This window comes from Pseudomonas sp. HLT2-19-2 (genome assembly GCF_054898005.1).
Window position 1 is genome coordinate 2,599,668 of sequence record NZ_CM142712.1, and the last position, 25,027, is coordinate 2,624,694.

The following is a 25,027-nucleotide window of genomic DNA, read 5'->3' on the forward strand; positions in this document are numbered from 1 at the left end:
AGGATTTAGCGATCTATCTGCTCACATACTCGGCTCCAACGATCAACCGCCGGGAGCCCATCATGTCGCAGTTACCTGCTTCACCCACGGTCAGCACACATCCCCGCTGGCTACGGCTGACCCATTGGCTGAATGCCCTGGCGGTGCTGGTCATGGTCACCAGCGGTTGGCGAATCTATAACGCTTCCCCGCTGTACGACTTCAGTTTCCCCAAAACGATCACCTTGGGTGGCTGGCTCGGCGGGGCGTTGCAATGGCATTTCGCGGCGATGTGGCTTCTGGCCGTCAACGGTCTTGTCTACCTGATCATCAACCTCGTCAGTGGTCGTCTGAAGCGGCGCTTTTTCCCGGTTTCGCCTAACGGTGTCCTGCATGACCTGTGGGCGGGGTTGCGAGGGCGGTTGGGGCATGCCGATCTGAGTCATTACAACCAGGTGCAACGGGTGGCGTACCTGTTCGTGATGCTCGACATCACGCTGCTGGTTATTTCCGGGCTGGTGTTGTGGCAGTCCGTTCAATTTCCGCTGTTGCGTGAACTGCTGGGCGGTTACGAAGGCGCACGGCACGTGCACTTCATCGCGATGTCACTGTTGGTGGCCTTTGTCGCGGTTCATCTGGTGATGGTCGCGCTGGTTCCCAAAACGTTATGGGCGATGATTGTCGGTCGCAAGGAGCCCCTATGAAAAAGCGCATTCAAGGCTCAGGGTTGGACGAGTCGTCCATCCTGACAGACGCCAGAAAAATCATTGCACCGCAGATCGAGGACCGCTCACGACGCTCGTTCCTGATGCGCGGCCTGACCCTCGGCGGCGTGGCCATGTTGTCCGGCTGCAACCTCACCGACAACAAAAGCGTTGAAACCGCGTTGTCCTCCATGTCCCGATTCAACGATCGGGTGCAGGGCTGGTTGTTCAACCCCAACGCACTGGCGCCGACCTATCCCGAGTCGATGATCACCCGGCCGTTTCCGTTCAATGCCTTTTATGGCATCGAAGAGGCGCCGACGGTGGAGGAAGAGAGTTATCGACTGGAAGTGACCGGGCTGGTCGCGGACAAGCGCAGCTGGCGGCTCGAAGAGCTGCGAGCTATGGCGCAGACCGAACAGATTACCCGGCACATTTGCGTCGAAGGCTGGAGCGCGATCGGGCGCTGGGGCGGCGTACGGTTCAGCGACTTCCTGAAGCGGGTCGGTGCCGACACGGATGCCAAGTATATCGGCTTCAAATGCGCGGACGACTACTACACCAGCATCGACATGGCCACCGCACTGCATTCGCAAACCTTGTTGACGCTGACCTATGACGGCGCGGTGCTGCCTCGCCAGTACGGCTTCCCGATGAAGCTGCGCATGCCCACCAAGCTGGGCTACAAGAATCCCAAACACATTCAGGCGATGTTCGTCACCAACACCTATCCGGGTGGCTACTGGGAAGACCAGGGCTACAGCTGGTTCGGTGGCAGCTGATGGCGCCTGGCCACTTCACTGCGCAGCACTCGCTGCGCTGATTAGCAACCTGTGCTTCAAGGAGTTTCATCATGAAAAAGTTAGCGACCACCGTACTGTCCATGTGCCTGGCATTTGGCGCCGCCAGCGTGTTTGCCGCCGATGCAACAACCCATAACGGCATGAGCAACGACAGCATGAGCAAGGATTCAATGTCTAAAGACGCCATGCAGAAAGACACGATGAAAAAGGACGCCATGTCCAAGGATTCCATGAGCAAGGACACGATGAAAAAAGACTCCATGTCCAAGGACGAAGTGAAGAAGGACGCGATGTCCAAGGACACCATGAAAAAAGACGCTCCGTCGTACTGATCCGAACACCCTTCTTCGAGGCCAGATCCTGATTTCATCACCCGGTTGTATCAAAAATGAATTTTCCGCCGAGTCCACTGCTCATATTTGATAGACAGCGGATTTCAGCCGCGAAATCATTTAGGCAATCAGGGAGTGGCACAGTCATGAGTCCAGTATCGACGGCGGGCGAGAAGCTTCCTGGCGGGTTGATTCTTGTGGTGGAGGACGACCCGCTGATCCTGGAGTTTCTCTGCGAAATTCTTCAGGACGAAGGCTTTGTGGTTGAACCGCATGTCAGCGCAGACGCCGCATCGCAATACCTGAAACTGAATGCACAAAAGGTGAGCTTGTTGCTCACGGACATCACCATGGCGGGCGAACTCAATGGCGCGGACCTGGCCAATCTATTTGGCGACCGCTGGCCGGACAAACCGATCATGATCATGTCTGGCTTCGAAACGCCGGTAAGCGCCGGGGTCAGGCATTCGGTTTCGTTCATCAAGAAACCGTGGGCGATTGGGCAGTTGCTGGACTGTGTGAACGGTGCCTTGAAGCCGAAGACGACTGGCTGAAACGTTATTGCCATGCTTGAACTCAGCGGCCTCGCAAATGCTACATTGCTCGGCGAACCCGCCTGGCACTTGCGAGAGGAAGCCCCCCCTTGTCTGCTCACGACTCCGTCTTCAACACCCCATACCGCGCTTTTCTGTTCGATATGGATGGCACCGTCCTCAATTCCATCGCCGCTGCCGAGCGGATCTGGGCGGCCTGGGCCTTGCGCCACGGCGTCGATGTCGACACCTTCCTGCCAACCATCCATGGCGTTCGCGCCATCGACACCATCAATCGTCTGGCGTTGCCGGGGGTGAATGTCGAGGCTGAAGCGGCGTTCATCACTGAGGCAGAAATCGAGGATGTCGAGGGGATCATTGAGGTGCCTGGCGCGGCAGACTTTCTGAAGTCCCTGCCCGCCAACCAATGGGCGATCGTCACCTCGGCGCCGAAGGCACTGGCGCTGCGACGGATGGCTGCGGCGGGCATTCCGGAGCCTTTGGTGATGGTCACTGCCGAAGACGTCAGTGCCGGCAAACCCGATCCCGCGGGCTATCGACTGGCGGCTGAGAGGTTGGGCGTTAAACCGGCCGATTGCCTGATATTCGAAGACGCCACCGTAGGCATTCTCGCGGCTGAAGCGGCGGGCGCGGACCTGATCGTGGTGACCGCGACCCACGACCATCCGCTCCAGACCCCGCATGCCACGCTCACCAGCTATGAGATAGTTATCACGCTAGTGGACCCCGACGGGCATGTCCGCCTACAGAAAATCTAATGTGGGAGCAGCGTAGCCGCTGCCAGCAACAGGCATCCTACGCCGAACGGGCATTACGCCGAATCACCTGCGGCGGCTGCCCGAACGCCCGAAGGAAGGCTTCGCGCATGCGGCGACAATCGCTGAAGCCCGACTCTTCGGCGATTTGATCGAGGGTCAGCCGCCCGCGCTCCAGCATCTGACGCGCCGTTTCCAGACGCAGGTTTTCGATGGCCTTGGCCGGCGATTGACCAGTTTCCGCCCGGAAGGCCCGGCTGAATTGCCGAGGGCTGAGGCGCGCGACGTCCGCCAGGTGCTCCACCGATAACGTCTCGGTGAGGTGCTCTCGCGCATAGCCGAGGACGGTTTGAATTCGGTCGGATTTCGCTTCCAGTTCAAGCAGCGCCGAGTGCTGCGACTGGCCTCCCGCGCGGCGGTGGTACATCACCAGTTTCTGCGCCACGGAACGGGCCAGTGCGGCGCCGTGATCCTTTTCAACCATGGCCAGCGCCAGGTCGATGCCGGCGGTCATCCCGGCGGAGGTCCATATCGAACCGTCGACGACGTAGATGCGGTCTTCTTCCACTTTGATCGATGGAAACCGCGCTTGCAGCTCCCGTGCATAAGCCCAATGGGTGGTGGCCCGCCGTCCGTCGAGTAAACCCGCCTGGGCCAGGACGAACGCTCCGGAGCAGATCGACGCCGTGCGCCGTGTGGTTTTAACGCTGTCGCGAAGGTAACTCAGCACACCTTCGGGCGCCTGCTCGAGGATGGCATCTCCGCCGACCACGATCACCGTGTCGAACACCTGCTCACCAAAGGCCTGGGTGCCGACATTCAAACCGCCGGAGGCACGCAACGTGCGGCCATCTTCGGACACCACGCTCACTTCATAGAGCATCTCGCCAGCGCTGAAGTTGGCGTACTCGAACACCGGCATGGCCGCCAGCGCCATGGACTGGAACCCTTCAAACACTACAAACGCTACGGAAGTCATTGAGGTGTCCTCAAAATGTCATGTCCTAAAAACCATCTGAGTAACGAAACCGGCCGCTCCGTGGAGAAGCGGCAAAGTGGTGACCCTTCCGGGCCTGCACGACGGCGATAAGTGGGACGCCTACGAAGTCCAGCGCCAACCGCTTTCAGGCTTGTTCGGCCATTCTACGGCGGCACCGCGTTATCGCTGAGACGGTCACCGCCGGGGCAGGGTGAACTAAGCTTGGATAAGGACCGTTCACCCTTACGGAGCTCCACAAATGCTTCACATCAGAACGCCCTTGATTCTGCATCCAGACCTGTCGACCCCATCCCGACGAATCTGGCTCAAACTGGAAAACCTGCAACCCAGTGGCTCATTCAAACTTCGCGGAATAGGGCTCTTGTGCAGCCAGGCGGCGAAGCAGGGTAAACGCAAAGTGATCTGTCCTTCGGGTGGCAATGCCGGGTTTGCCACCGCCATGGCTGCTGCCAGCCTGGGGTTGAAAGCCTGCATTGTGGTGCCGCACACCACGCCGGAAACCACCCGCGCACGGATCAGGAAAACCGGTGCCGAGGTGATTGTCCATGGCAAGGTCTGGGACGAAGCCAATCTACGGGCCAAGGAACTCGCGCAGGGCGCAGACACCGAATACGTGCCAGCCTTCGATCACCCGGTGCTGTGGGAAGGGCACAGCACGATGGTCGATGAAATTCTTGAGGATTGTCCTCAGGTCGATACGTTCGTTATGTCGGTAGGGGGCGGAGGTTTGCTGGCGGGGATTCTCACCGGCTTGATCCGCCACAATCGCATGGACTGCCGGATCATCGCCTGTGAAACCCAGGGCTCTGCGTCTTTTGCCGCCGCTGTCAGTGCCGGACATCCGGTCATATTCCCCCGGATCGATACGGTCGCCAGGTCGCTCGGCGCGACCCGGGTGGCTGCCTGGCCGGTGCAGCATATCGTCGATTTTCCGCACGAATGTGTGGTGCTCAGCGATGACGAGGCGATCATGGGCGTGGTCCGTTACGCCAACGACCTGCGTCAGTTGGTCGAGCCGGCGTGCGGCGTTTCGTTGGCGGTTGGATATCTGGACCATCCGGCGATTGCCGATGCCCATGATGCAGTGATTGTGGTATGCGGCGGCGTGAGCATCAGCGCGCAATTGGTGGCGGGTTGGGCGCGTTTATCAGGCGCTGAAGCAAGGTAGGGCTGCAAACGCTATCCGGGTGTCGCGAGCCCCACCGCTACTTTTTCAGCCTTCATTGACCCGCAGCAACACCTTCCTGGACGAGGATTGCTCTGGCCAGGTCTTCGTCGCTGGCGTTGAGGCCTGGGTGCTCCTGACGAATCTGCTTTAAGTAGGACTCCAGATAAACACCACGAATTGCGCCGCCACTGGCAACGAAGCTGGAGGCGTCATCTCGGGCCGGAATCACCCGTTTGTCATCCTTGAACGTCGAGTACAGCGATGCGGAAACCCCGGCTGACGTGGCGACATCGCCTGTATCCACTTTGGCCATAGCGGAGCCGAAGGGTAAACACAGCAGAAGGGAAGAGATAATAATCAGACGGCGCATGACGGTGTCCTCTGAAACGTGAAGCAAAAAAGGAAGTACCTCATCTATTAGGATGCGTGGCGGTCGTCAGGAGTTCCCTGTCGATGCGTGATCAGTCCAAAGACTGAAAATGCTCAGTCCCTCGCCGCACACACGATGCGATCCTCGTAGCAGCTGCCGAGCCTGCGAGGCTGCGTTCGGCTGCGCAGCAGTCGTCAATTCAGGCATTGCGGTCTATCAGGTAAAACGCGCAGGTTATACGACTGCTGCGCAGTCGAACGCAGGCTTCGCCAGCTGCTACACAGATCGCGTCGCGGCGAAGTGACCGGGCCCACCTCGAAGGCCGAGGGCATGGCTTCAAGAGACGCCGTTCCAGACCATGGACAGTTCGGACAGTCAAACGGCGGGTCGTCGGCACGCAACTGGCTGCTGCCTTCGATCAACGTGCTGGCCGCCGAACTCGGCGTCGTCGGAGAAGCCCTGACCGCGCCGGAGATGCTGTCCATCGCCGGCTGCAATTCCTTGAGGATTGTCAGGCTCGATGGGTCGGCTCCAGGACACGACCGTTACGCACCAGCAGCGGGTCGTCGAACAGATCGCGCAACTTGGCCAGTGAGGCACTGACGGCGGGCTGGCCGAGGAACAGTTTCTCCCCGGCCCGGGTCAGGTTCTTTTCGAACTTCAGGATCGCTCCCATAGTTGGATAGCGCCGAGTCATCGGCTACTCGATCGGGTCGAGTCGGTCCAGCGCCCGGTTCACCGTCAATTCACCCAGCATGATGACTTGCGCGATGCCCAGCAGAGTGTTGCGACTGGGGCCCTGCGTGCGATCTGCCAAGTCCATGGTCATGACATGGGCGGATGCCAGCGACTCGCAAGCGTTGGCCAACAGGTCTTCGGTGTTGATGTGCGGATCAATGACGTACATCGTTGTGAGTCTGCGCGGGGTGGCTCGGATGTCGGCATAGAACGGGACGCGGTCGGGGTCTTCGTGGAGTTTTTCTGAATCGGGGTTTTCGGAGGGGGATGCGGGATCGGTGTCCGGCGGGTTGGGCGTTACTTTGAACATAGATGAAACTCCTTATGCGACAAACGAGGAGCCATCACCCTCGCTACCAAACGAAGGGTGGCGGCCATACGCAGGTTGGTAGACCGGGCACAAGGAAACCGGCGCGCCCGAAGGCGCCCTGTGCATGACCACCATAAAGCCGAGACAAAAAATGCCCCAAATGGCGATGCGTTGCACCTTGTATAACCCGGGGCTACCAAACCCCGTCGCTGTTATTCAGCGACCGGAAAACGATAAAGCCCAGGCCCAAAGCGCACAAGCCGGCGGATTCTGGCGTAACCGTAGGCAATGACGCAAGACGCTGTAGCTCTCGGGAAGTTACTTGGAAGGCTTTTAAACACGGGATGTTTAACGGTACGAATCAATATCCAGCGTGTGCGGTGCCCCGATGGTATGCCCATAGGTCGAAGACATCAGCGCATCGCCATCCGAGTCCACCGGCGCCATGGCCAATGGGTCCTTGACCTTGTTTTCAGGATGAGCCAGCCAACGATCGACGTTTTTCGTCAGCTCCTCGAGTTGTTCTGACAGCGATCCGTAAAGGTCTTGTGTGCTAACCCTCTCAGGACGAATCTTTTTCAGTCGGTTGACTGTGGCCTCAATCTTGCTCCGTTCAAGTCTCAATGCGCGGATGTCGTTCTCTCGGGTGCGAGCGTAAGCATCCGAACGTCCCGGCAAATTATCTTCTTCATCCCTGAGCTGCCGGGTGATTCGTGCCAGCGCCCCGGCGACCCAATTGAACTCGATATCTGTAACCCGCGACCTTTTCGATTCGTGCGCTTCCTTCCACCGCAGCAGAACGGCCCAACACGCCGGAATGTACCCGCCGGTCATCAAATGATTCCCGGCCTGGAAGATCTGCGCCAGCAATGGCGGCCGATGCGTAAGCCCGTTTTTCTGCTGAATCGCCAAGGAGCACGCCGCATGTTGGGTGATGGTGTCGCAGCCAGGGTCCCACAGGATCGCGGATATTTTCCCACGAGCAAATTCCACCGGCATGAAGTGCCTCAACGAGCCATGGTGATCGTACGGCTCGCCTGTCCAGTTAGTGATACCCGCAAAGAACACCGACAAACCAGCCGGCACGTTGACAAACGTCAAGGCCAGCCCCGCCCCGTACACACCGGCCTTGGTGTCCATCCAGCTGCCGGGCACGCTCGGCACCGGGTCGTTGTGGTTGACGATGCGGTGATGGATCAGGTCCTTCGCGCCTTTGACGAAGTTCGCGTCGCCTGCGCGGGGGGCGCCGTAGGTGTAGAGCTGGAGGGTGTAGTCGAAGCCCGGGCGACGACGCAGCATTTCGGAGAGCAGCAATGCGACGGCGCCACCGAGGCTGTGGCCGCAAATCATGAGCTTCTGTCCGGCGTAAAATTTTTCGAGGTATTTAACGACGAATTCGTAAGCCACCCGCGCGGATTCATAGAAGCCTCGATGTACTTTGCTGTCGGTGTCTTCAAACGGCACTTGGTAGGCGTCGGCATCGCGCAGTACATCCGCCTTGAATTGCGCGGTGCCGCGCACAGCGATCAGGATGAGTTCATCGTTGTGAGTGATGAACGCTTGGGTATCGGTCGACTCTGCGCCAAGTTTTCTGTCATCGAGAAAGTGAATTTTGGCAGGGTGTTCCTGATCGCTTTCTTGATTGAGTTCGTTGACCTCATAAAGGCCTGGATCGAACGGCACGATTTCCAGACGCTTGGAGTACGGCACATCCTCATACAGTGGGTAGAAGGCTCTTTTTTGCGCCGCATCGACACGCCACAACTCATCAAACTTGGCCAACGCATCGCCGAACCAACTTCCCACGCTGGGTTGTATAGGGAAGGTCACGGTCGTCGTTTTAACCGGATGACCGTCTGGCTGCTGCCCGAAAGGGCAATAACTCAGCGTAGCCATCAGCGCGAGCTGGTAGAGATTCAGCGCACAAAACTCCGGGTGGGTCGACAGCATTGGTCGCAACGCTCGCAGAGGACGCACTTCCAGAACCGTGTGTTTAAGGGGCATCAGCACAACGCCGAGCTTCCCATGTTCACCCATGGTTCTTGCTCGGTTCGGGCTATGGGGATAATGACGATAGACCTCGGGCGGCAGGTGTGAAACATGCTTGACCAAGTGACGTACTTCTACTTGGAGGAACTCATCTGCGCAGTCTTGTGCCGGGTTCGTCCGGGTGCGGGTTGAGTTTTGATTCAGATAGCGGGTTTGTTCGGCGCGGACCTGAAGCTCAGTAATTTTGAGCGGGTAGTGCGGCCTTGTTTGGGCTCGCACATATACGGTTTCCTCCCCTTCATATTTCTGGTCGAGAACCAACGCAATTGGTCCCGCAAAGTGGTTGCTGACTTTGCCCGTCCCTGTGATATCTAGGTGCCCAGTGTATTTCTGGCCTTCAGAGTCAGTTGCTGAATAAGTCAGCCCCGAGTACGGCTCGCCTGAACCGAACTCGTCGACCAGTTGGAAGCTGCTCCATTTACCTTGTAAGGGGCATGTCAGCACGCTGCTTCTCAATGGTGATGCCAGCTCTTTTTCCATAGATGTCATGTCCAAATCTCCTTATTCCGTGCAGCCGGGGTAAATGGTGCAGATGCGGCCATCTGGCATTTTGAAAGTGCTGAAATCAGAGCGATTTCCAAAACAGAAAGCATCCTGATCTTCAAAACCTTTTCCCATGCAGCGCTTCCATCCGCCGGGTACTTCGACCCATGTGTCACCCCAACCAGGTCTTTCCTCCGCGGCCAACGTGATCTTCATTTTTACGGTTTTGCCTTTCAACTGATCGAGGCTGTACCCCGAAACTGGGTGGCCACGTTCCGGCTCGCCTCGGGCGTTCGCTGTTTTGCAATCGAGAATTTTGACAATGCGTCGCTGCGCACCCGCAGTGCGAAACAGCCACTGACAGTGACCGTAGAAAGTGCTTTCACCAGCTTCACTGAACGTGCCTTTGTACTGTTCCTCCAGGTCATCGCGGACGATGACCATTGCGCTGTCCCCACCGAAATCACCCCGATGTGTCCAATACGAAGAGTTGATTTCCAGGTTGATGCGCCGGATCACCAGCGGACAGCCACTGACTGTCCTGTACATAGCGATTTCAGAGTTCGGCGTGTAACTTTCACGCCACTTCATGTTGTACCCGACTGCTGTATTTCTCCCTCCCGGCACGGTGCATGTTTCACCTTTGGCGGGCACGTACTCGGCGATGGCCTGATAGGCAAAATCGGGCGGTAAATCGGCGGTGAAGGTGAATGTGTTCGGTTGGCCACTAGAGCAACCCGTGACCAACGCAAGACAACAAGCCACACCTGCAATGCCTGCTATCCGCTTCATAACGGCGCATCTCCCTGCCCAAGACCCACCAACTGCCGCACCCTATCAAAGTGCACCACCGGACTCTCATCACCCCGCACCTCCCACTGCGGCGACAACGTAAAACCTGGCGCCTGCAAACTCTGAATCAATAGAAATTCCAACTGCTCCGGCTCCAACCAGCCCCACGTATCTGCTAGGGCCAAGCGCTCACGCAACCACGCGTCAGGGTCATGCAGTTCTGCGAGGTTGGCGTAGGCCTCAACATGCTCGGCCAGCAAGTAACGATGGGCGTTGAGCCGGCGAATTTCCGAGGCCTGCGGTTGGGGCAGGGGCGTGCGCAACCAGAGTGGTTTGTCCGGCACGGGGTACGTTCCGGGGGCAGGGTTTTGAGCGGTGTTCCAGGCTGTGCCATCCCAGTAGCAAACGCTGATCGCCGGGCCGAGGACGGCCGGATATTCTTCAGGCGGTAGATGTTTTAGCGCGCGGCTCAACACTCGGTTGTCGTGAAAGCGGTACAGCGCCTGATAGGGACGCGTCCCGACAATCAACCGTTGTTGCCAGTGATTGACCAACTCGCGCAAGGCACCTATTCCCACGCTCGCGAGCCAGCCCCAGTTGCGTTCTGGATGATCCAGCAGGTCGTCGAGGCGCCTGTCTCCGGACTGATCCAGCGTGAAGATGAACGGACCGGCATCGGCCAGATTCGCGAGGGTTGTAGCGTTGTAGACGCTCAAGTACTGGTTATGTCCGCTGGACTTCATTAACAGCTGGCGGGTTTCGCGCTCGTTCTGCGAGTCCAGCACCAGGCACAGTTCATGGCCCGAGCGGCGCTGTTCGCTCATCCATTGGCGGGGGAGCGTGTCGATCATGCGGCCGCTCCTTCCGTTGGGCAAACGCCATCTCGGCAGGCTTCGCAGATCGGGCAGAAGTCCGCCGCCAACGCGTTGCTTGCCGCCATCAGTGCGGGCTGGGAAGACGCGAGCATAGGCGGCAGTTCAGGTGGCACAGACAGGCCATCGACTGATCGAGGCATTGCGAGTGAGGCGGCTGGCGCTCGCATGGGCGCCCCACCAATCTGGAATTCGCTGCTGCCGAAAATTCCGCCGCCGCCTACCACCAAGTATTCACCACCGGCTTCGATCGCGAAGCTTGACCCTGCTTTAAAAATTACATAATCACCTGCCTCGGCAAAAATCAGTCTGCCAGCGCCTAGCACCAGCGATTGATCGGCGTGGGTGTGACTGTTGCCAACAACTTGCAGGTAGTCATTGGCTTTGAGCTGTGTGTGCCGGTCTCCAGTCGTGGATCGATGTTCGTTGGCTTCCAGCACGGTAACGCTGTCACCCTTGACGGTGGTGCGCCGCTCGTTGCCGACCTCCAGACGGCTGTCGTTTTCTATTCGCTGTTCCATGTCCCGCTGGGCGCGCAGGTAAATCAATTCCTGACCGGCACGGTCTTCAACGTGCAGTTCGCTGAACCCCGTGCTGTCCGGCGAGCTGCGGGAGCGGAATACGCTGCGGGTTTTGTTGGCGGGTAATTCGTAGGGCACCGGGTTGGCGCTGTTGGCGAGGCATCCGCTGATTTCAGGATGATCGGGGTCGCCGTCCTGAAAACTGACCTGGACCTCCATGCCTACTCTCGGCACGGCGACGCCGCCAAAGGCATTGCCGGCCAGGAGGGAGGAGATCCGCAGCCAGCAACTGCTTTTATCGTCGTGACGGCCTTCGCGATCCCAGAAGAACTGCACCTTGACCCGACCGTAGTCGTCGCAGTGGATTTCCTCGCCTTTCGGGCCGGTCACCACTGCGCTCTGATTGCCGGCGATGCGTGGTTTGTCATGGGTCAGCGGCGAGCGGTAGATCACTTCCCAAGGTGTGGCGAGGAACTGGTTGCGATAACCCTGAAAGCCGTTTTCATCGCCGGTGCCGGTGTAGGCCGCGTACTGTTGCAGGACCTGCGGCTGCGCACCTTCATGCTCGATTTCGGTCAGCAACCACAGGTCGTTCCATTCTTCGTCCGGATGTTCGGACAGTGGCAGGAAGTGCCCGGAGAGCAGCGCCGGTTGATCGCTTTTACCCCGCGCCACACGGCACTCGGTGCCGTGACGCTCCTGTGCGCGTCGGCTCAACAACTTGCCGCGATCGCGCTGGGTAAAACGACCGGGGTACTGGTAATCCTCCAGATCCGGCTGAGTCGGGGAAATATCTGACCTGCTCTCGGCCTCCAGCAAAATGCGTGCTTTGTTGAAGTCATAATCGCGGCGACTGGTGCGGCTGGTGCCTGCTTTCACCTGCACGTCAAAGTGGTTGATCACCGGCGTTTCGGCGACCATGCCACTGTCATGCTTATAGCGCGTTGGACGGACGAGTCTGGGAAAAACGGTCTGGTCGTCGCCAAACACCAACACATGTTTTTCGCGGCTGTGCTGGAAGTGGTAGTGCATTCCTTCCTCTTGGCAGAGGCGTTCTATGAACGCTCTATCGGACTCCTTGTACTGAACGCAGTACTCACGATCCGGATAAGCGCTGCCCAGCTGAAACTGGTGGAAATCACGATGGATGCCGTGGCCTTCCAGCACCTGCGCAATGATTTGCGGGACGGTCATTTGCTGGAAAATGCGGCAATTGATGCGGTGCTCCAGGTACGCCAAACGAGGCACCAGCGTCACGCTGTAGCGGGTCAGGCCATTTCCGAGACTGCCTTTGCCCGCGCAATGAATTTGTCCGTGAATACCATTGCCTGCGTCGTTGAAGGCAAGGAAGGCTTGTTTGTTTAACAGGTCGATCTGGTTCAGGTCCCGCCTGTCGCTGACCAGCTCGATCTCAAAGGAGTAAGGCTGGCTGATGAGTTCCTTGCCGGTGAACCTGAGCACCTGAAGGTCGTGTTTGAAGTCGTTGATCGTGAGGCTGAAAGAGGCGCGCGGGTTTGCGTTGAACATCCAGGGTTCCTTTTCCTGTGGCGTGGCACAGGCTTCGGGACGTAGATGCAACGCGTGTAAATGACCTTCCATGGCCAGATCAACAGAACGTCCCGAAGCCGGGTTCGGTGCAACGCTAACAAGGACGCACAGGAATTGATGTCAGACGCTTCCTAAAATGGCGTTACAAATCAAACCAGCGGTGGTTGCTTCAGCGCGGATCACCTTTGATAGCCAAACCGTTCTGGCGGTACACGCCGATCCATTCCTGATCAGCCAGGTTCGCCGGAGTCAAGGCCGTCTATTTTGCAGGCTCCGTTTCCGGCCACTGACTATCTGGCGACTATCCGGGTTGAAGCGCAAGGGCAGGGGGCTCGGGTGAAGTGGTCGGGGCGGTTCGAGCCTGTTGGTGTGAGTGATGAAAAGGTTGAGGAGTGAGAACCGAAAAAAATGTCCAAAATTACTGGACCAGTTCACACAGGGGAGATGTGTCGGTTCAGGATATTTGGGTCAGGTCTGTGGAATCAGGCTCTGCTGGCAATCGAGCACCAATCGCGCACCGCCGAGTTCACTGCTTCCCACCTCCAGCGTAAACCCATGCAGGCTGACAATCGCCGCGACAATCGACAGCCCCAGCCCGAACCCGCTTTTCTGATTGCCAGCGTCGGCGCGATAAAAGCGTTGAAACACCGCCTCGCGCTCTGCCTCCGCAATACCAGGCCCCGAATCGAGCACTTCGATTCGCGTACGCCCGCCTTCATTGAGCCCACGCAAAACCACCTCGCCACCGGGCGGTGTGAATTTGATCGAGTTGCTCAGCAGGTTTGCCACGGCTTCGAACAACAGCGCTCGATCGCCATTGAGCAGCGGCAAGCCTTCAGGCAACTGCAACTGGAAATCCAGTTCGCCTTCTTCTGCCAACGGTAGATAAAACTCATGCAGTTCCTGCAGCAACGGCACCGGATCCAACTGCACAAAACCCGAGCGGCGCTGACGATCTTCCAGCTCGGAAATCCGCAGCAACCCACGAAAACGCGCCATTAAGGTATCCGCCTCACCGAGCACTGAATCCAGTTGCACGGCCAGCGTCGAACCGTCGTCAGCCTGCTGCTGAATCCGGTACAGCTGCGCCCGCAGGCGGGTCAGCGGCGTGCGCAAGTCATGGGCGATGTTGTCGCAGACGCCCTTGACCTCGTTCATCAAGCGCTCGATGCGTTCGAGCATGGCGTTGACGATGGCGGCGAGCATGTCCAGCTCATCGCGGCGATTGGACAGTGGCAGTCGCCGGGTCAGGTCGCCGGCAACGATGGCCTCGGCGCTGGCTTGAATTGCGCGTATGCGCCGCAGTGGCCGACGGCGCAACAAGTGCCAACCGGCGATGCCCGGAAGAATCGTCAACGTCACGCCCCAGAACAACGCCTGAAGGATGATTCGGGTGACGGCGAACAACGAACCGTTGTCCCGCACCAGCACCAGCCAGCGTCCGTCCTTTGTCTGGGTCGCCACCGCGTCGCAGCTGTCGACGGGCAGGGTCGGGTCGTCGGAATCGGCGCAGTCGCTGAGCATGTGAATCTTGCCGTCCAGCGGCAGGCCTTCGGGAATGTACTGCAGAGCGCCGCTGATATAGCGATGCTGGTTATCGAACAGGCCATAGGCGTCGATGCCGCGAATGTCGAAGGTCATGCTGACGGCGAGGGCGTCTGCCAGTTGTTCGCCCGAAAAGTGCGAAAACAGGTGCTGACGTTGCATCAGCGAGTGTTTGGCCAGGTTGTCCAGGTAAGCGGAAACCTCGTAGTACATGACCCCCATGAGAATCCCGCTCCAGAGCACGAACAGCGAACTGTAGAGCGCCAGCAAACGGCTGCTGGAAGAGCGCCAGCCGTTAGAGGGGTTCAGCAATGACATAACCCGAGCCTCGCACGGTTCGAATCAATGGGACATTGCCTGGCGGGTCGATTTTTTTGCGCAGCCGGCCGATGTGCACGTCGATCAGGTTGGTGCCGGGGTCGAAGTGGTAACCCCAGACCTCTTCGAAAATCATCATCCGCGACAGAATCTGCCCGGTGTTGCGCATCAGGAATTCCAGCAATTTGTACTCGGTGGGCAACAGCGTCAGCAGCTGACCGTCGCGACTGGCTTCATGGCTGATCAGGTCCAGCTCCAGATCCGCCACCCGCAACGTGGTGGCCTGGGCGGTCACGGTGTTCTGCCGACGCAGCAAGACTTCGACCCGGGCGGCCATTTCATCGGTGGCAAACGGTTTGGTCAGGTAGTCGTCACCTCCAGCGCGCAAGCCGCGCACACGTTCATCGACGTCGGAGAGGGCGCTGATCATCAGGATCGGCGTGGCCACGCCCATGGTCCGCAGCGTGGTGACAATCGCCAGACCATCGAGCTCGGGAAGCATGCGGTCGAGGGTGATCAGGTCGTAGTTACCACTGACCGCGCGCGCAAGACCTTCTCGGCCGTTGTCGACCCAATCCACGTCGAGGCCGTGGCTGCTCAATTCGGCGACGATTTCCCGGGCAGTCACGGCGTCGTCTTCGATGGTCAAGATGCGGGTCATAGGGCGGGCCTGATTAGGAGAACTCAATGGTGTGCGGCATTTTGCCAAGAAATGAGCGCAGGCTTTCTAAATAAAACTTCATGCAGGCGCCTGTTTGGTCAATGCATAAAACCCGCTGCAAATGGCAGATCCTTGCAAATTGCATGGTCATTGGAAGTAAAAATTTTATAACCTATTGAAATACCTCGATTTATTAAAAGTTGGCGACTGGCACGGTGACTGCACTTTCTTTATTGAAGAGTTGTAACACCATCTTTCCTGCCTGGAGCGATATAACAATGAATAGATCCTCTGATGGTTTCTCTCCTGCCTTCGAAGAGACGAGCACGCATTCTGGCGTGTCCTGGGCCGCGATTTTTGCCGGGGCTGCTGCGGCAGCGGCGTTGTCGCTGATCCTCGTGCTGCTCGGCTTTGGCCTGGGTTTTTCAGCGGTGTCGCCTTGGGCCCATGAAGGCGTGAGCGCCAAGGGCCTGGGTATTTCAACGATTGTCTGGCTGGCCGTTACGCAAATCATTGCTTCCGGGCTTGGCGGTTATATCGCCGGTCGTCTGCGGGTGAAGTGGGCGTACATGCACGGTGATGAGGTTTACTTCCGTGATACCGCCCATGGTTTTCTCGCCTGGTGCGTGGCGACGCTGGTGACGGCGATGCTGGTGGTCGGCTCGGTCAGCAGCATTGTCGGCGGGGGCGTGCAGGCCGGGGCGAGTGTGGTCGGTGGCGCCGCGAGTGCCGCGACGCTGGCGGCGGGTACCGCGGCAAGCACTACCAACAGTGACCCGTATGGTTACTTTGTCGACAGCCTGTTCCGCGATGATCGCCCGACTGCGGTCAGTGATGACGCCGTTCAAGGCACCGTGACGCGCATCTTCGTGCGCAGCCTGAGCAACGACGGTCAGCTGGCTGCCGAAGATCGCACCTACCTGGCGCAATTGGTCGCCCAACGGACCAACCTCACTCAAGCGGACGCTGAACGTCGCGTTGATGAAGTGTATGCCCGCGCTCAAAAAGCCGTGGCCGACGCCAAACTCGCCACCAAACAAGCGGCCGACACCGCCGCCAAAGTCGCTGCCTGGACTTCGCTGTGGATGTTCATTGCACTGCTGATTGGCGCGTTCTTCGCCAGCCTTGCTGCAACTTTCGGTGGTCGTCGTCGGGATGCGGTCGAGTACCTCGAAACCGACGCTTATGTATCCACCACTTCAGTACCTGTTCGTTAACCCAGGAGAACTCTCATGCGCTCACTACTGCTGCTCTTTCTTGGCATACCCATCCCAATCATCATCCTGATCGCTCTGTTCACCTGATACCACTAGGGCTCATGCCTCTGCCGCTTCCACCTCTGGTGGAAGCGCCGTTTTTTTGTGAGCGGGCTGGCAGCCACCTTGATATTGAATGTGACTGCCTATTCGCGAGCAAGTCGAAGGGGCCAGATTAGGCGCCCTTAATCTATCTACTCGATTGGCGTACACACAAACACCTCAAGCCCCTCGGCATACGCGGTAAACGCGCTGATCAGCGGAAACTGTCCACCCTCAACCTGATCCGGCACCACCAGATTGGTAAAACTCCAGGCCACCGCCAACGTAATTCCGTCCTGATCAATCGAACCGTCTGTCTTCAGCGGCTGCTTTTCCAGCTCCCGCTCTAGCGCCGAATACGCCGCCGCCAATTGCCCTTCGACCCGTTCCACCCACGGTTCAAATTGAATGTGCGCCGGGCGCAGGCTGCGTTCGTAATAAATCTGCACGGACTTCTCGCACGCCGCCAACCCCAGGCCAATCAGGCGCAATGCACGCAGTCGTTGATCGAGATCACCCGGCATCAAACGCTTGCCGGGATCGGCCAGCGCTTCCAGGTAATCGATGATCAGCGTCGAGTCCATCAACACCTCACCGTCATCCAGCACAAGGGTGGGGGCCTTGACCACCGGGTTGATCTGCTGGAATTGCTCGAAGTGCCGAAACACCGAAACCGATTGATGTTCCAGCGAGATGCCAAGGCGTTTGGCGGAGATGGCGACGCGCCGTACGTAGGGCGAATCCAGCATGCCGATTAACTTCATTGAACCGCTCCTTCAGATGTCCATTCGGGAGGGACTACCTTAGCTGAGGTTCCGCGCGCTGCAACCGGCGACGCGCTAATCCTCGAAGCCGACCTGTTCGTGAATCTCATCGACCTTCAATTCCAGCCGATAGGCCACGGCGATGAACAGCGCCTGGCACAAGCACAGCGTCGCACTCAACGAACGGAAGGCAAACGAACTACCTTCATTCACCAGCAGCACGGTGTTGGCGCGCTTGGCCAGGGGCGAGAGGTTGCTGTCGGTGATGATCAGGGTTTTTGCCTGATTGTGCTGGGCGATGCGCAGGCAATGCTGGGTTTCCTTGCCGTAGGGCGTGAAGCTGATGGCGATCACCAGGTCATTGGCGCGCACGCTGCGCATCTGCTCGCGGTAGCTGCCGCCGAGCCCCGAGACCAAATGAATACGCTTGTTGGTGTGCTGCAGGTTGTAGACCAGGTAGTCGGCCACCGCGAACGAACGACGCACCCCGACCACGTAGATGTTGTCGGCATTCACCACCAGGTCGACAGCTTTGTCGAAAGCCTGGTCATCCAGTTCCAGCCCCAGCCGTTCGATCCCTGAGAGGGTCGCATTGATGCACTCGCGCGCCAGGTCGCCGCCACTGGCCTTCTGCGACTTGTTGGCGATCATGCTGCGAATGCGCTGCTGGTAGTTCTGAACCGGCGTGGTCTTGTGGGTATAGGCCTCGCGGAACAGCGCCTGCATTTCGCTGAAGCCGCTGAACCCGAAGCGCTGGGAAAAACGCACGATCGCCGAGGGGTGCACTTCGCACTCACGGGCGATGTCGCTGATGCGGTCAACCATGATCCGGTCGCTCTGCTGGCTCATGTAACTGGCGATGCGCTTGAGCTGGCGCGGCAGGCTTTCGTATTCGTGGGTGATCAGTTGCAGCAGACGCTCGGCATTGATCGGGGGGCTGGCGAGATCGCTGTCGGGCGTGCTCTCGGTCGTCGCCGGCTGATCGGTGCGGGTCATAAGGAATCCTTCTGGCTTGTTCTTATAGGGACGACGGATAGCGTCATCCCCTGACAATAGGTTGGCTGTGCGCAGTCTACAGGGTAGGCCGGAATAAAATCTTGAGCGTGCAGTCAGTACGAGGTCTGCTGAAACGATGCACTGCTTCTGTAACGCTTTCACCAAAGTTTATTGGAATAAATATTCCACGTAAAAAATAATTGGAATAATTATTGATTGTTCGGTCCCCGACGTTTTAGTCTGCATCCACCAAGAGCGTTCGGCGCGGCCATCGCCCCGAACGCAGGCTGATAAAAATAACAGGAGCCAACATGGGCCAGACTCGTTTTGCCAGTGGGCGTCAATTGGATCTGATTTGCCTGGGGCGCCTTGGCGTCGACCTCTATGCGCAGCAAGTCGGGGCGCGGCTGGAGGATGTGAGCAGCTTCGCCAAATACCTCGGTGGATCGTCCGCCAACATTGCTTTCGGCACCGCTCGGCTGGGTCTGAAATCGGCGATGCTGAGCCGGGTAGGGGACGACCACATGGGCCGCTTCCTCGTTGAATCCCTGGCCCGCGAAGGTTGCGACGTCAGCGGCATCAAGGTCGATCCGGAACGCCTGACCGCCATGGTTCTGCTGGGCCTCAAGGATCGCGAAACCTTTCCTTTGGTCTTCTACCGGGAAAACTGCGCCGACATGGCGCTGCGGGCCGAAGACATCAACGAAGCCTTCATGGCTTCCAGCAAAGCCTTGCTGATCACCGGCACCCATTTCTCCACTGACGGCGTCTACACGGCGAGCATCCAGGCGCTGGATTACGCCGAGAAGCACAACGTCAAACGCGTACTGGATATCGACTACCGCCCGGTGCTCTGGGGCCTGGCCGGCAAGGCGGACGGCGAAACCCGTTTCGTCGCCGACCAGAACGTCAGCCAGCATGTGCAGAAAATCCTCCCGCGTTTCGACCTGATCGTCGGCACCGAGGAAGAGTTTCTGATTGCCGGCGGTTCCGAGGATTTGCTCACCGCGTTGCGCAATGTCCGGCGTCTGAGCGCGGCGACGTTAGTGGTCAAGCTCGGCCCGCAAGGCTGCACGGTGATTCACGGGGTGATTCCAGTGCGTCTCGAAGACGGCGCCATTTATCCCGGCGTTCAGGTGGAAGTCTTGAATGTGTTGGGTGCCGGCGATGCCTTTATGTCGGGCTTCCTCGCTGGTTGGTTGGAAGACGCCAGCGACGAGCGCTGCTGCCAGTTGGCCAATGCCTGCGGTGGTCTGGTGGTGTCGCGTCACGCCTGCGCCCCGGCCATGCCAACCCGCGCCGAACTCGACTATCTGTTCAACAGCCCGGTGCCGATTACCCGGCCGGACCAGGACGCCACGCTGCAACGCCTGCATCAGGTCAGCGTGCCGCGCAAACAGTGGAAGCAACTGTTCATTTTTGCCTTCGACCATCGCGGGCAACTGGTGGAACTGGCGCACAAGGGCGGTCGCGACCTGAGCGCTATTGGCGAACTCAAGCAGCTTTTTATCAAGGCTGTGGAACGGGTCGAAGCCGATTTGCGCGAGCAGGGTATTGAGGCCGATGTCGGGCTGCTGGCCGATCAACGCTTCGGTCAGGACGCGTTGAACGCCGCCACCGGTCGCGGCTGGTGGGTGGCGCGACCGGTGGAAGTGCAGGGCTCGCGGCCATTGGCGTTCGAACATGGGCGCTCCATTGGCAGCAACCTGATCGCGTGGCCGCAGGAACAAATCATCAAGTGTCTGGTGCAATTCCACCCCGACGACGAGCCGCTGCTGCGACTTGAACAGGAAGCGCAGATCAAGGGTTTGTATCAGGCTTCCCAAGTCAGCGGTCATGAGCTGCTGCTGGAAATCATCCCGCCCAAGGATCACCCATCGCCGCATCCGGACGTGCTGTATCGCGCGCTCAAACGCCTCTACAACCTGGGCATTTACCCGGCGTGGTGGAAGATCGAAGCGCAGAGCGCCGAGGAGTGGAAACAACTCGACGAACTGATTCAGGCGCGTGATCCGTACTGCCGTGGCGTGGTGTTGCTGGGGCTGAATGCCCCGGCGGCGGCATTGGCCGAAGGGTTTCAACAGGCCAGCCAGAGCCAGACCTGCCGTGGTTTCGCCGTGGGCCGGACGATTTTCCAGGAGCCGAGCCGCGCGTGGCTGGCCGGTGAAATCGATGACGAAGCGCTGATCCGTCAGGTGCAGGGCACGTTCGTCGAACTGATCGATGCCTGGCGCACGGCGCGGGCCTGACGCGACACCGCGTTATCTTTCTTCGCGGCCTCAGACTCAACGGAAATCTAGAAAACAATAAAAGGTGCAGCCATGCCCGCTATTCGAATTGGCATCAACCCGATCTCCTGGAGCAACGACGACCTGCCGTCCCTCGGTGGGGAGACGCCGCTGAGCACCGCCCTGAGTGAAGGCAAAGACATCGGCTACGAAGGTTTCGAACTCAATGGCAAATTCCCCAAAGACGCGAAGGGCGTCGGTGATGTGCTAAGGCCTTATGACCTGGCGCTGGTGTCCGGCTGGTATTCCAGCCGTCTGGCCCGCCGCTCGGTGGCCGAAGAAATCGATGCCATCGGCAGCCATGTCGAGCTGCTGGCCAAGAACGGCGCCAAGGTGCTGGTGTACGGCGAAGTCGCCGACTCCATTCAAGGCCAGCACATTCCGCTGGTTGAACGCCCACGTTTTCATACCGAACACGCCTGGCAGGAATATGCCGACAAGCTCACTGAGCTGGCACGCTTCACCTTGTCCCAAGGCGTGCGCCTGGCCTACCACCATCACATGGGTGCCTACGTCGAATCCCCGGCTGACATCGACAAACTGATGGCGTTGACCGGCAGTGAAGTCGGTCTGCTGTTCGATTCGGGTCATTGCTATATGGGCGGCGGCGAGCCGTTGCTGGTGCTGCGCAAACACATCGAACGCGTCTGCCACGTGCATTTCAAGGACGTGCGCAAACCGGTGGTGCAACTGGCGCGCAACAACCTGTGGAGCTTCCCGGACTGCATCATCAACGGCACGTTCACCGTGCCCGGCGACGGCGATATCGACTTCGGCGCCCTGCTCGACGTGCTGCTGGCGGCCGATTACCACGGCTGGCTGGTGGTCGAAGCCGAGCAGGACCCGGCAGTGGCGCCGAGCTATGTCTACGCCAAAAAAGGTTACGACACCTTGCGCACGCTGCTCGACGAGAGGACTAAGTGATGAGCCTGCTGGTCAAAAGCAATGCCCGTGGCCGGACCATGGTCGAACTGGGTGAAGGTGAGCTGGAATACGTCGGCTTCGCCGCTTACCGCTTGAGCCTGGGCGAAACCTTGCCGGTGTCGGCCGGTGACAAAGAACTGTGCCTGGTTCTACTCAGCGGTCGGGTCAGCATCAAGGGCGAAGCACCGGGGCAGGGCGCGTTCGACTGGGACAACATCGGTGATCGCCAGTCGGTGTTCGAAGACAAATCGCCCTTCGCTGCGTACTTGCCGCCTGGCAGTCAGGCGCAAGTGGTGGCGCTCAGCGACGTGCAGATCGCTGTGTGCGCCGCACCCGGTTCGACGAGCAACGGCCTCGGCCCACGGCTGATCAACCCCGACACCATGAAACGCAGCGTCCGCGGCAAAGGCGCCAACACCCGTTACGTCTGCGACATTCTGCCGGACACCGAGCCGGCCCATTCGCTGCTGGTGGTGGAAGTGCGCACGCCGTCCGGTCACTCGTCGAGCTACCCGCCGCACAAACACGACACCGACGATTTGCCGCACCAGAGCTTTCTTGAAGAAACCTATTACCACCAGATCAACCCACCCCAGGGCTTCGTGTTCCAGCGGGTGTACACCGACGATCGCAGCATCGATCAGGCCATGGCCGTGGAAAACAGCGACCTCGTGATCGTGCCCAAGGGCTACCACCCGGTCAGCGTGCCGTACGGTTACGAGTCGTATTACCTGAACGTGATGGCCGGCCCGAAACGTGTCTGGCAGTTCCATAACGATCCGCAGCACAGCTGGCTGCTTGATCTCTGAACTAAAAAGCCTGAATTCCAACGTCTGCACGGAGAACACGATCAATGAGCAACGCCCCGGTAATCGGCCATTACATTCACGGTCAAGTGCAAGACAGCAGCAGTGAGCGGTTCAGCAACGTCTTCAATCCGGCCACTGGCAGCGTCCAGGCGCGCGTCGGGTTGGCCAGCCAGAAGACTGTCGACGAAGCCGTCGCCTCGGCCTTGAAAGCCTTTCCGGCATGGTCCGAGCAATCGTCGCTACGCCGTTCGCGGGTGATGTTCAAGTTCAAGGAATTGCTCGACCTTCATCACGATGAGCTGGCAGAAATCATCAGCCGCGAACACGGCAAGGTGTTTTCCGACGCCAAGGGCGAAGTCACCCGAGGCATCGAAATCGTCGAGTACGCCTGCGGTGCGCCGAACCTGCTGAAAACCGAGTTCAGCGACAACATCGGCGGCGGCATCGACAACTGGAACCTGCGTCAGCCGCTGGGCGTGTGTGCCGGCGTCACGCCGTTCAACTTTCCGGTGATGGTGCCGCTGTGGATGATCCCGTTGGCACTGATCACCGGTAACTGCTTCATCCTCAAGCCATCCGAGCGTGATCCGTCCGCCAGTGTGCTGATGGCCCGTTTGTTGAGCGAAGCCGGTTTGCCGGACGGTGTATTCAACGTGGTCCAGGGCGACAAGACCGCGGTCGACGCGTTGCTGCAACACCCGGACATCGAGGCGATTTCCTTTGTCGGCTCGACGCCGATTGCCGAGTACATCCACCAGCAAGCGACCTCGCGCGGCAAGCGCGTGCAGGCGCTGGGCGGGGCGAAAAATCACATGATCGTCATGCCCGACGCGGATCTGGATCAAGCCGCTGATGCCTTGATCGGTGCCGCTTACGGCTCCGCCGGCGAGCGCTGCATGGCGATTTCGATTGCTGTGGTGGTGGGCGATGTCGGCGATCCACTGATTGCCAAACTGCTGCCGCGTATCGATCAACTGAAAGTCGGCAACGGCCTGAACGGCAACAGCGATATGGGGCCGTTGGTGACCGCCGAGCACAAGGCCAAAGTCGAAGGTTTCATCGACGAAGGCGTGGCCCAGGGCGCGCAGCTGATTGTCGATGGCCGCAACTTCAAGGTGCCGGGCGCCGAAAACGGCTTCTTCGTCGGCGCGACGCTGTTTGATAACGTGACGACCGAGATGAGCATCTACCAACAGGAAGTTTTCGGCCCGGTGCTGGGCATTGTTCGGGTGCCGGATTTCGCCAGCGCTGTCGCGTTGATCAACGCCCACGAGTTCGGCAACGGCGTGTCCTGTTTTACCCGTGACGGCGGCATCGCCCGAGCCTTCGCCCGCACGATCAAGGTCGGCATGGTCGGCATCAACGTGCCGATTCCGGTGCCGATGGCCTGGCACTCCTTCGGCGGCTGGAAGCGCTCGCTGTTCGGCGATCACCACGCTTACGGCGAGGAAGGAATTCGTTTCTACAGCCGCTACAAAAGCGTGATGCAGCGCTGGCCTGACAGCATCGCCAAGGGCCCTGAATTCAGTATGCCGACGGCCAACTAATTCACCTGTGCGGAGAACAACAATAATGAGCAAACCCCTGCGTTTCGCCCTGAACCGTATGGTCGCCCCACGGTTGTCCCTGCCCGCGTTCATCGAGTTGGCGGTGGCCCTCAAAGCCGACGCGATCGAAATTCGCAACGACCTTAGAGGCGTCGAGATCGAAGACGGCACCGCGCCCGAGCGCGTCCGTGAGTTGTGTGCCGCCAACGGCATTACCGTGCTGTCGATCAACGCGCTGTATCCGTTTGATGTGTGGAATGACGAGCGCCGTGCACACGCCTTGAAACTCGCCGCTTATGCCCGAGATTGCGGCGCTCAAGGATTGGTCGTGTGTCCGCTCAACGACCGTGCCGACCCGCGTGACGAGGCCGCACGTGTTTCAGGTCTGCGCACAGCGTTGAGTGAACTGGCGCCGATCCTGCGCGAACACGGCGTTCTCGGTTTCATCGAGCCGCTGGGTTTTGAAGAGTGCTCGCTGCGTCGTAAACGCACGGCGGTGGAGGCGGTCAAGGCCATCGGCGGGCTGGATGTGTTCCGTCTGGTTCACGACACCTTTCACCATCACTTGGCCTGCGAGCATGAGTTCTTCCCCGAGCTGACCGGGTTGGTGCACATCTCCGGTGTCGAGGATGCCGAGGCACCGTTGGCGACCCTACGCGACGGCCACCGAGTGCTGGTGGGCGAGGGCGACATCCTCGGCAACGCGGCACAAATCGACGCCTTGCTCAGCAGCGGTTACAGCGGCTACCTGTCGTTCGAACCGTTTGCCGACAGTGTCCACGGCCTGGCGGATATCCAGCAGGCGATCGGCGCGAGCATGGATCACCTGAACAACTCTCTGAGTTGACACTTCCCCTGTAGGAGCTGCCGAAGGCTGCGATCTTTTGATGTTGTTTTTA

At 59.1% G+C, this 25,027-nt stretch carries 23 protein-coding genes and 2 pseudogenes; 13 read left to right on the top strand and 12 right to left on the bottom strand.

The genetic code is table 11. From position 1 onward, the window contains the following. Positions 1–62: 62 nt before the first annotated feature. The 5 genes from ACYZTU_RS12170 to ACYZTU_RS12190 all read left to right on the top strand — a co-directional run bounded on the left by ACYZTU_RS12170 (position 63) and on the right by ACYZTU_RS12190 (position 3,130). A complete protein-coding gene (locus ACYZTU_RS12170; RefSeq protein WP_461970427.1) occupies positions 63–683 on the top strand; it encodes a cytochrome b/b6 domain-containing protein in 621 nt (206 codons plus the stop codon). After that, positions 680–1,465, top strand: coding sequence for a molybdopterin-dependent oxidoreductase (locus tag ACYZTU_RS12175; protein ID WP_461970429.1), 786 nt, complete (start codon positions 680–682; stop codon positions 1,463–1,465). The genes ACYZTU_RS12170 and ACYZTU_RS12175 overlap by 4 nt, the downstream gene beginning before the upstream one ends. Positions 1,466–1,536: 71 nt before the next feature. Next, on the top strand, positions 1,537–1,818 hold the full coding sequence (locus ACYZTU_RS12180) for a pentapeptide MXKDX repeat protein (RefSeq protein ID WP_461970431.1): 282 nt from the start codon (positions 1,537–1,539) through the stop codon (positions 1,816–1,818). Between the two features lie 146 nt (positions 1,819–1,964). After that, positions 1,965–2,372, top strand: a complete 408-nt coding sequence (locus ACYZTU_RS12185; protein ID WP_461970433.1) for a response regulator — start codon at positions 1,965–1,967, stop codon at positions 2,370–2,372. An 89-nt stretch (positions 2,373–2,461) separates the two neighbouring features. Beyond that, positions 2,462–3,130, top strand: coding sequence for an HAD-IA family hydrolase (locus tag ACYZTU_RS12190; RefSeq protein WP_461970435.1), 669 nt, complete (start codon positions 2,462–2,464; stop codon positions 3,128–3,130). A 37-nt stretch (positions 3,131–3,167) separates the two neighbouring features. Here ACYZTU_RS12190 and ACYZTU_RS12195 read toward each other — a convergent pair whose 3' ends face one another. Next, positions 3,168–4,106 carry a GlxA family transcriptional regulator gene (locus ACYZTU_RS12195; protein WP_461970437.1) on the bottom strand — a complete coding sequence of 313 codons (939 nt, stop codon included), beginning with the start codon at positions 4,104–4,106 and terminating at the stop codon, positions 3,168–3,170. Between the two features lie 259 nt (positions 4,107–4,365). On the opposite strand from ACYZTU_RS12195, the gene ACYZTU_RS12200 reads away from it, so the two are divergent. Beyond that, positions 4,366–5,295, top strand: a complete 930-nt coding sequence (locus tag ACYZTU_RS12200; RefSeq protein WP_461970439.1) for a pyridoxal-phosphate dependent enzyme — start codon at positions 4,366–4,368, stop codon at positions 5,293–5,295. A gap of 52 nt (positions 5,296–5,347) precedes the next feature. Here the strand turns inward: ACYZTU_RS12200 and ACYZTU_RS12205 are convergent, their stop codons facing one another. From ACYZTU_RS12205 to ACYZTU_RS12235, 7 genes and pseudogenes are all read right to left on the bottom strand, one after another. After that, positions 5,348–5,665, bottom strand: coding sequence for a DUF2388 domain-containing protein (locus ACYZTU_RS12205; protein WP_461970441.1), 318 nt, complete (start codon positions 5,663–5,665; stop codon positions 5,348–5,350). A 377-nt stretch (positions 5,666–6,042) separates the two neighbouring features. Then, positions 6,043–6,362 (bottom strand): annotated as a pseudogene (locus ACYZTU_RS12210) (LysR family transcriptional regulator); the annotation flags it as partial. A 3-nt stretch (positions 6,363–6,365) separates the two neighbouring features. Then, entirely contained in the window at positions 6,366–6,713 is a 348-nt protein-coding gene (locus ACYZTU_RS12215; protein ID WP_461970443.1) for a DUF6124 family protein, read from the bottom strand. Positions 6,714–7,061: 348 nt separating this feature from the next. Continuing rightward, on the bottom strand, positions 7,062–9,251 hold the full coding sequence (locus ACYZTU_RS12220; RefSeq protein WP_461970445.1) for a lipase family protein: 2,190 nt from the start codon (positions 9,249–9,251) through the stop codon (positions 7,062–7,064). A gap of 12 nt (positions 9,252–9,263) precedes the next feature. After that, a complete protein-coding gene (locus tag ACYZTU_RS12225) occupies positions 9,264–10,037 on the bottom strand; it encodes a hypothetical protein (protein WP_461970447.1) in 774 nt (257 codons plus the stop codon). After that, the gene (locus ACYZTU_RS12230; RefSeq protein WP_461970449.1) at positions 10,034–10,888 is read right to left on the bottom strand and encodes a DUF4123 domain-containing protein; all 855 of its coding nucleotides are present in this window, start codon (positions 10,886–10,888) and stop codon (positions 10,034–10,036) included. The genes ACYZTU_RS12225 and ACYZTU_RS12230 overlap by 4 nt, the downstream gene beginning before the upstream one ends. After that, positions 10,885–12,957 (bottom strand): type VI secretion system Vgr family protein, encoded by a 2,073-nt coding sequence (locus tag ACYZTU_RS12235; RefSeq protein ID WP_461970451.1) that lies wholly within the window; start codon positions 12,955–12,957, stop codon positions 10,885–10,887. The genes ACYZTU_RS12230 and ACYZTU_RS12235 overlap by 4 nt, the downstream gene beginning before the upstream one ends. A gap of 279 nt (positions 12,958–13,236) precedes the next feature. Between ACYZTU_RS12235 and ACYZTU_RS12240 the strand changes: the two are divergent. Then, positions 13,237–13,374, top strand: a pseudogene (locus ACYZTU_RS12240) (SRPBCC family protein); the annotation flags it as partial. Positions 13,375–13,446: 72 nt separating this feature from the next. Here ACYZTU_RS12240 and ACYZTU_RS12245 read toward each other — a convergent pair. Both ACYZTU_RS12245 and ACYZTU_RS12250 read right to left on the bottom strand, forming a co-directional pair. Further along, positions 13,447–14,841 (bottom strand): sensor histidine kinase, encoded by a 1,395-nt coding sequence (locus tag ACYZTU_RS12245; RefSeq protein WP_461970453.1) that lies wholly within the window; start codon positions 14,839–14,841, stop codon positions 13,447–13,449. After that, positions 14,819–15,502 (bottom strand): response regulator transcription factor, encoded by a 684-nt coding sequence (locus ACYZTU_RS12250; protein WP_461970455.1) that lies wholly within the window; start codon positions 15,500–15,502, stop codon positions 14,819–14,821. Before ACYZTU_RS12250 ends, ACYZTU_RS12245 begins: the two co-directional genes overlap by 23 nt. Before the next feature lie 278 nt (positions 15,503–15,780). Here ACYZTU_RS12250 and ACYZTU_RS12255 point away from each other — a divergent pair, with 278 nt between their 5' ends. Further along, positions 15,781–16,719: a hypothetical protein gene (locus ACYZTU_RS12255; protein WP_461970457.1), complete on the top strand. Its 939-nt coding sequence runs from the start codon at positions 15,781–15,783 to the stop codon at positions 16,717–16,719. A gap of 233 nt (positions 16,720–16,952) precedes the next feature. Here the strand turns inward: ACYZTU_RS12255 and ACYZTU_RS12260 are convergent, their stop codons facing one another. Together ACYZTU_RS12260 and ACYZTU_RS12265 are read right to left on the bottom strand one after the other, a co-directional pair. Further along, on the bottom strand, positions 16,953–17,564 hold the full coding sequence (locus ACYZTU_RS12260; RefSeq protein ID WP_461970459.1) for a glutathione S-transferase family protein: 612 nt from the start codon (positions 17,562–17,564) through the stop codon (positions 16,953–16,955). Positions 17,565–17,639: 75 nt separating this feature from the next. Next, positions 17,640–18,560, bottom strand: coding sequence for a MurR/RpiR family transcriptional regulator (locus ACYZTU_RS12265; protein ID WP_283183980.1), 921 nt, complete (start codon positions 18,558–18,560; stop codon positions 17,640–17,642). A gap of 311 nt (positions 18,561–18,871) precedes the next feature. Here ACYZTU_RS12265 and ACYZTU_RS12270 point away from each other — a divergent pair, with 311 nt between their 5' ends. From ACYZTU_RS12270 to ACYZTU_RS12290, 5 genes are all read left to right on the top strand, one after another. After that, the gene (locus ACYZTU_RS12270) at positions 18,872–20,809 is read left to right on the top strand and encodes a bifunctional 5-dehydro-2-deoxygluconokinase/5-dehydro-2-deoxyphosphogluconate aldolase (RefSeq protein ID WP_461970461.1); all 1,938 of its coding nucleotides are present in this window, start codon (positions 18,872–18,874) and stop codon (positions 20,807–20,809) included. Between the two features lie 72 nt (positions 20,810–20,881). Beyond that, complete coding sequence (iolE, locus tag ACYZTU_RS12275) at positions 20,882–21,772, top strand: myo-inosose-2 dehydratase (protein WP_461970463.1); 891 nt, start codon at positions 20,882–20,884, stop codon at positions 21,770–21,772. Then, the gene (gene iolB / locus ACYZTU_RS12280) at positions 21,772–22,581 is read left to right on the top strand and encodes a 5-deoxy-glucuronate isomerase (protein ID WP_461970464.1); all 810 of its coding nucleotides are present in this window, start codon (positions 21,772–21,774) and stop codon (positions 22,579–22,581) included. Before iolE ends, iolB begins: the two co-directional genes overlap by 1 nt. Before the next feature lie 44 nt (positions 22,582–22,625). Beyond that, complete coding sequence (locus ACYZTU_RS12285) at positions 22,626–24,128, top strand: CoA-acylating methylmalonate-semialdehyde dehydrogenase (RefSeq protein WP_461970466.1); 1,503 nt, start codon at positions 22,626–22,628, stop codon at positions 24,126–24,128. 25 nt (positions 24,129–24,153) lie between these two features. Then, on the top strand, positions 24,154–24,975 hold the full coding sequence (locus ACYZTU_RS12290; RefSeq protein WP_461970468.1) for a TIM barrel protein: 822 nt from the start codon (positions 24,154–24,156) through the stop codon (positions 24,973–24,975). Positions 24,976–25,027 lie beyond the last annotated feature (52 nt).

Bases quoted from the DNA above. Each gene is read 5' to 3' on its own strand.
- ACYZTU_RS12235 (WP_461970451.1), bottom strand. From the start codon at position 12,957: ATGTTCAACGCAAACCCGCGCGCCTCTTTCAGCCTCACGATCAACGAC.
- ACYZTU_RS12170 (WP_461970427.1), top strand. From the start codon at position 63: ATGTCGCAGTTACCTGCTTCACCCACGGTCAGCACACATCCCCGCTGG.
- iolE (WP_461970463.1), top strand. From the start codon at position 20,882: ATGCCCGCTATTCGAATTGGCATCAACCCGATCTCCTGGAGCAACGAC.
- ACYZTU_RS12255 (WP_461970457.1), top strand. From the start codon at position 15,781: ATGAATAGATCCTCTGATGGTTTCTCTCCTGCCTTCGAAGAGACGAGC.
- ACYZTU_RS12270 (WP_461970461.1), top strand. From the start codon at position 18,872: ATGGGCCAGACTCGTTTTGCCAGTGGGCGTCAATTGGATCTGATTTGC.
- ACYZTU_RS12200 (WP_461970439.1), top strand. From the start codon at position 4,366: ATGCTTCACATCAGAACGCCCTTGATTCTGCATCCAGACCTGTCGACC.
- iolB (WP_461970464.1), top strand. From the start codon at position 21,772: ATGAGCCTGCTGGTCAAAAGCAATGCCCGTGGCCGGACCATGGTCGAA.
- ACYZTU_RS12195 (WP_461970437.1), bottom strand. From the start codon at position 4,106: ATGACTTCCGTAGCGTTTGTAGTGTTTGAAGGGTTCCAGTCCATGGCG.
- ACYZTU_RS12285 (WP_461970466.1), top strand. From the start codon at position 22,626: ATGAGCAACGCCCCGGTAATCGGCCATTACATTCACGGTCAAGTGCAA.
- ACYZTU_RS12205 (WP_461970441.1), bottom strand. From the start codon at position 5,665: ATGCGCCGTCTGATTATTATCTCTTCCCTTCTGCTGTGTTTACCCTTC.
- ACYZTU_RS12230 (WP_461970449.1), bottom strand. From the start codon at position 10,888: ATGATCGACACGCTCCCCCGCCAATGGATGAGCGAACAGCGCCGCTCG.
- ACYZTU_RS12185 (WP_461970433.1), top strand. From the start codon at position 1,965: ATGAGTCCAGTATCGACGGCGGGCGAGAAGCTTCCTGGCGGGTTGATT.
- ACYZTU_RS12245 (WP_461970453.1), bottom strand. From the start codon at position 14,841: ATGTCATTGCTGAACCCCTCTAACGGCTGGCGCTCTTCCAGCAGCCGT.
- ACYZTU_RS12265 (WP_283183980.1), bottom strand. From the start codon at position 18,560: ATGACCCGCACCGATCAGCCGGCGACGACCGAGAGCACGCCCGACAGC.
- ACYZTU_RS12220 (WP_461970445.1), bottom strand. From the start codon at position 9,251: ATGACATCTATGGAAAAAGAGCTGGCATCACCATTGAGAAGCAGCGTG.
- ACYZTU_RS12260 (WP_461970459.1), bottom strand. From the start codon at position 17,564: ATGAAGTTAATCGGCATGCTGGATTCGCCCTACGTACGGCGCGTCGCC.
- ACYZTU_RS12225 (WP_461970447.1), bottom strand. From the start codon at position 10,037: ATGAAGCGGATAGCAGGCATTGCAGGTGTGGCTTGTTGTCTTGCGTTG.
- ACYZTU_RS12180 (WP_461970431.1), top strand. From the start codon at position 1,537: ATGAAAAAGTTAGCGACCACCGTACTGTCCATGTGCCTGGCATTTGGC.
- ACYZTU_RS12290 (WP_461970468.1), top strand. From the start codon at position 24,154: ATGAGCAAACCCCTGCGTTTCGCCCTGAACCGTATGGTCGCCCCACGG.
- ACYZTU_RS12175 (WP_461970429.1), top strand. From the start codon at position 680: ATGAAAAAGCGCATTCAAGGCTCAGGGTTGGACGAGTCGTCCATCCTG.
- ACYZTU_RS12250 (WP_461970455.1), bottom strand. From the start codon at position 15,502: ATGACCCGCATCTTGACCATCGAAGACGACGCCGTGACTGCCCGGGAA.
- ACYZTU_RS12215 (WP_461970443.1), bottom strand. From the start codon at position 6,713: ATGTTCAAAGTAACGCCCAACCCGCCGGACACCGATCCCGCATCCCCC.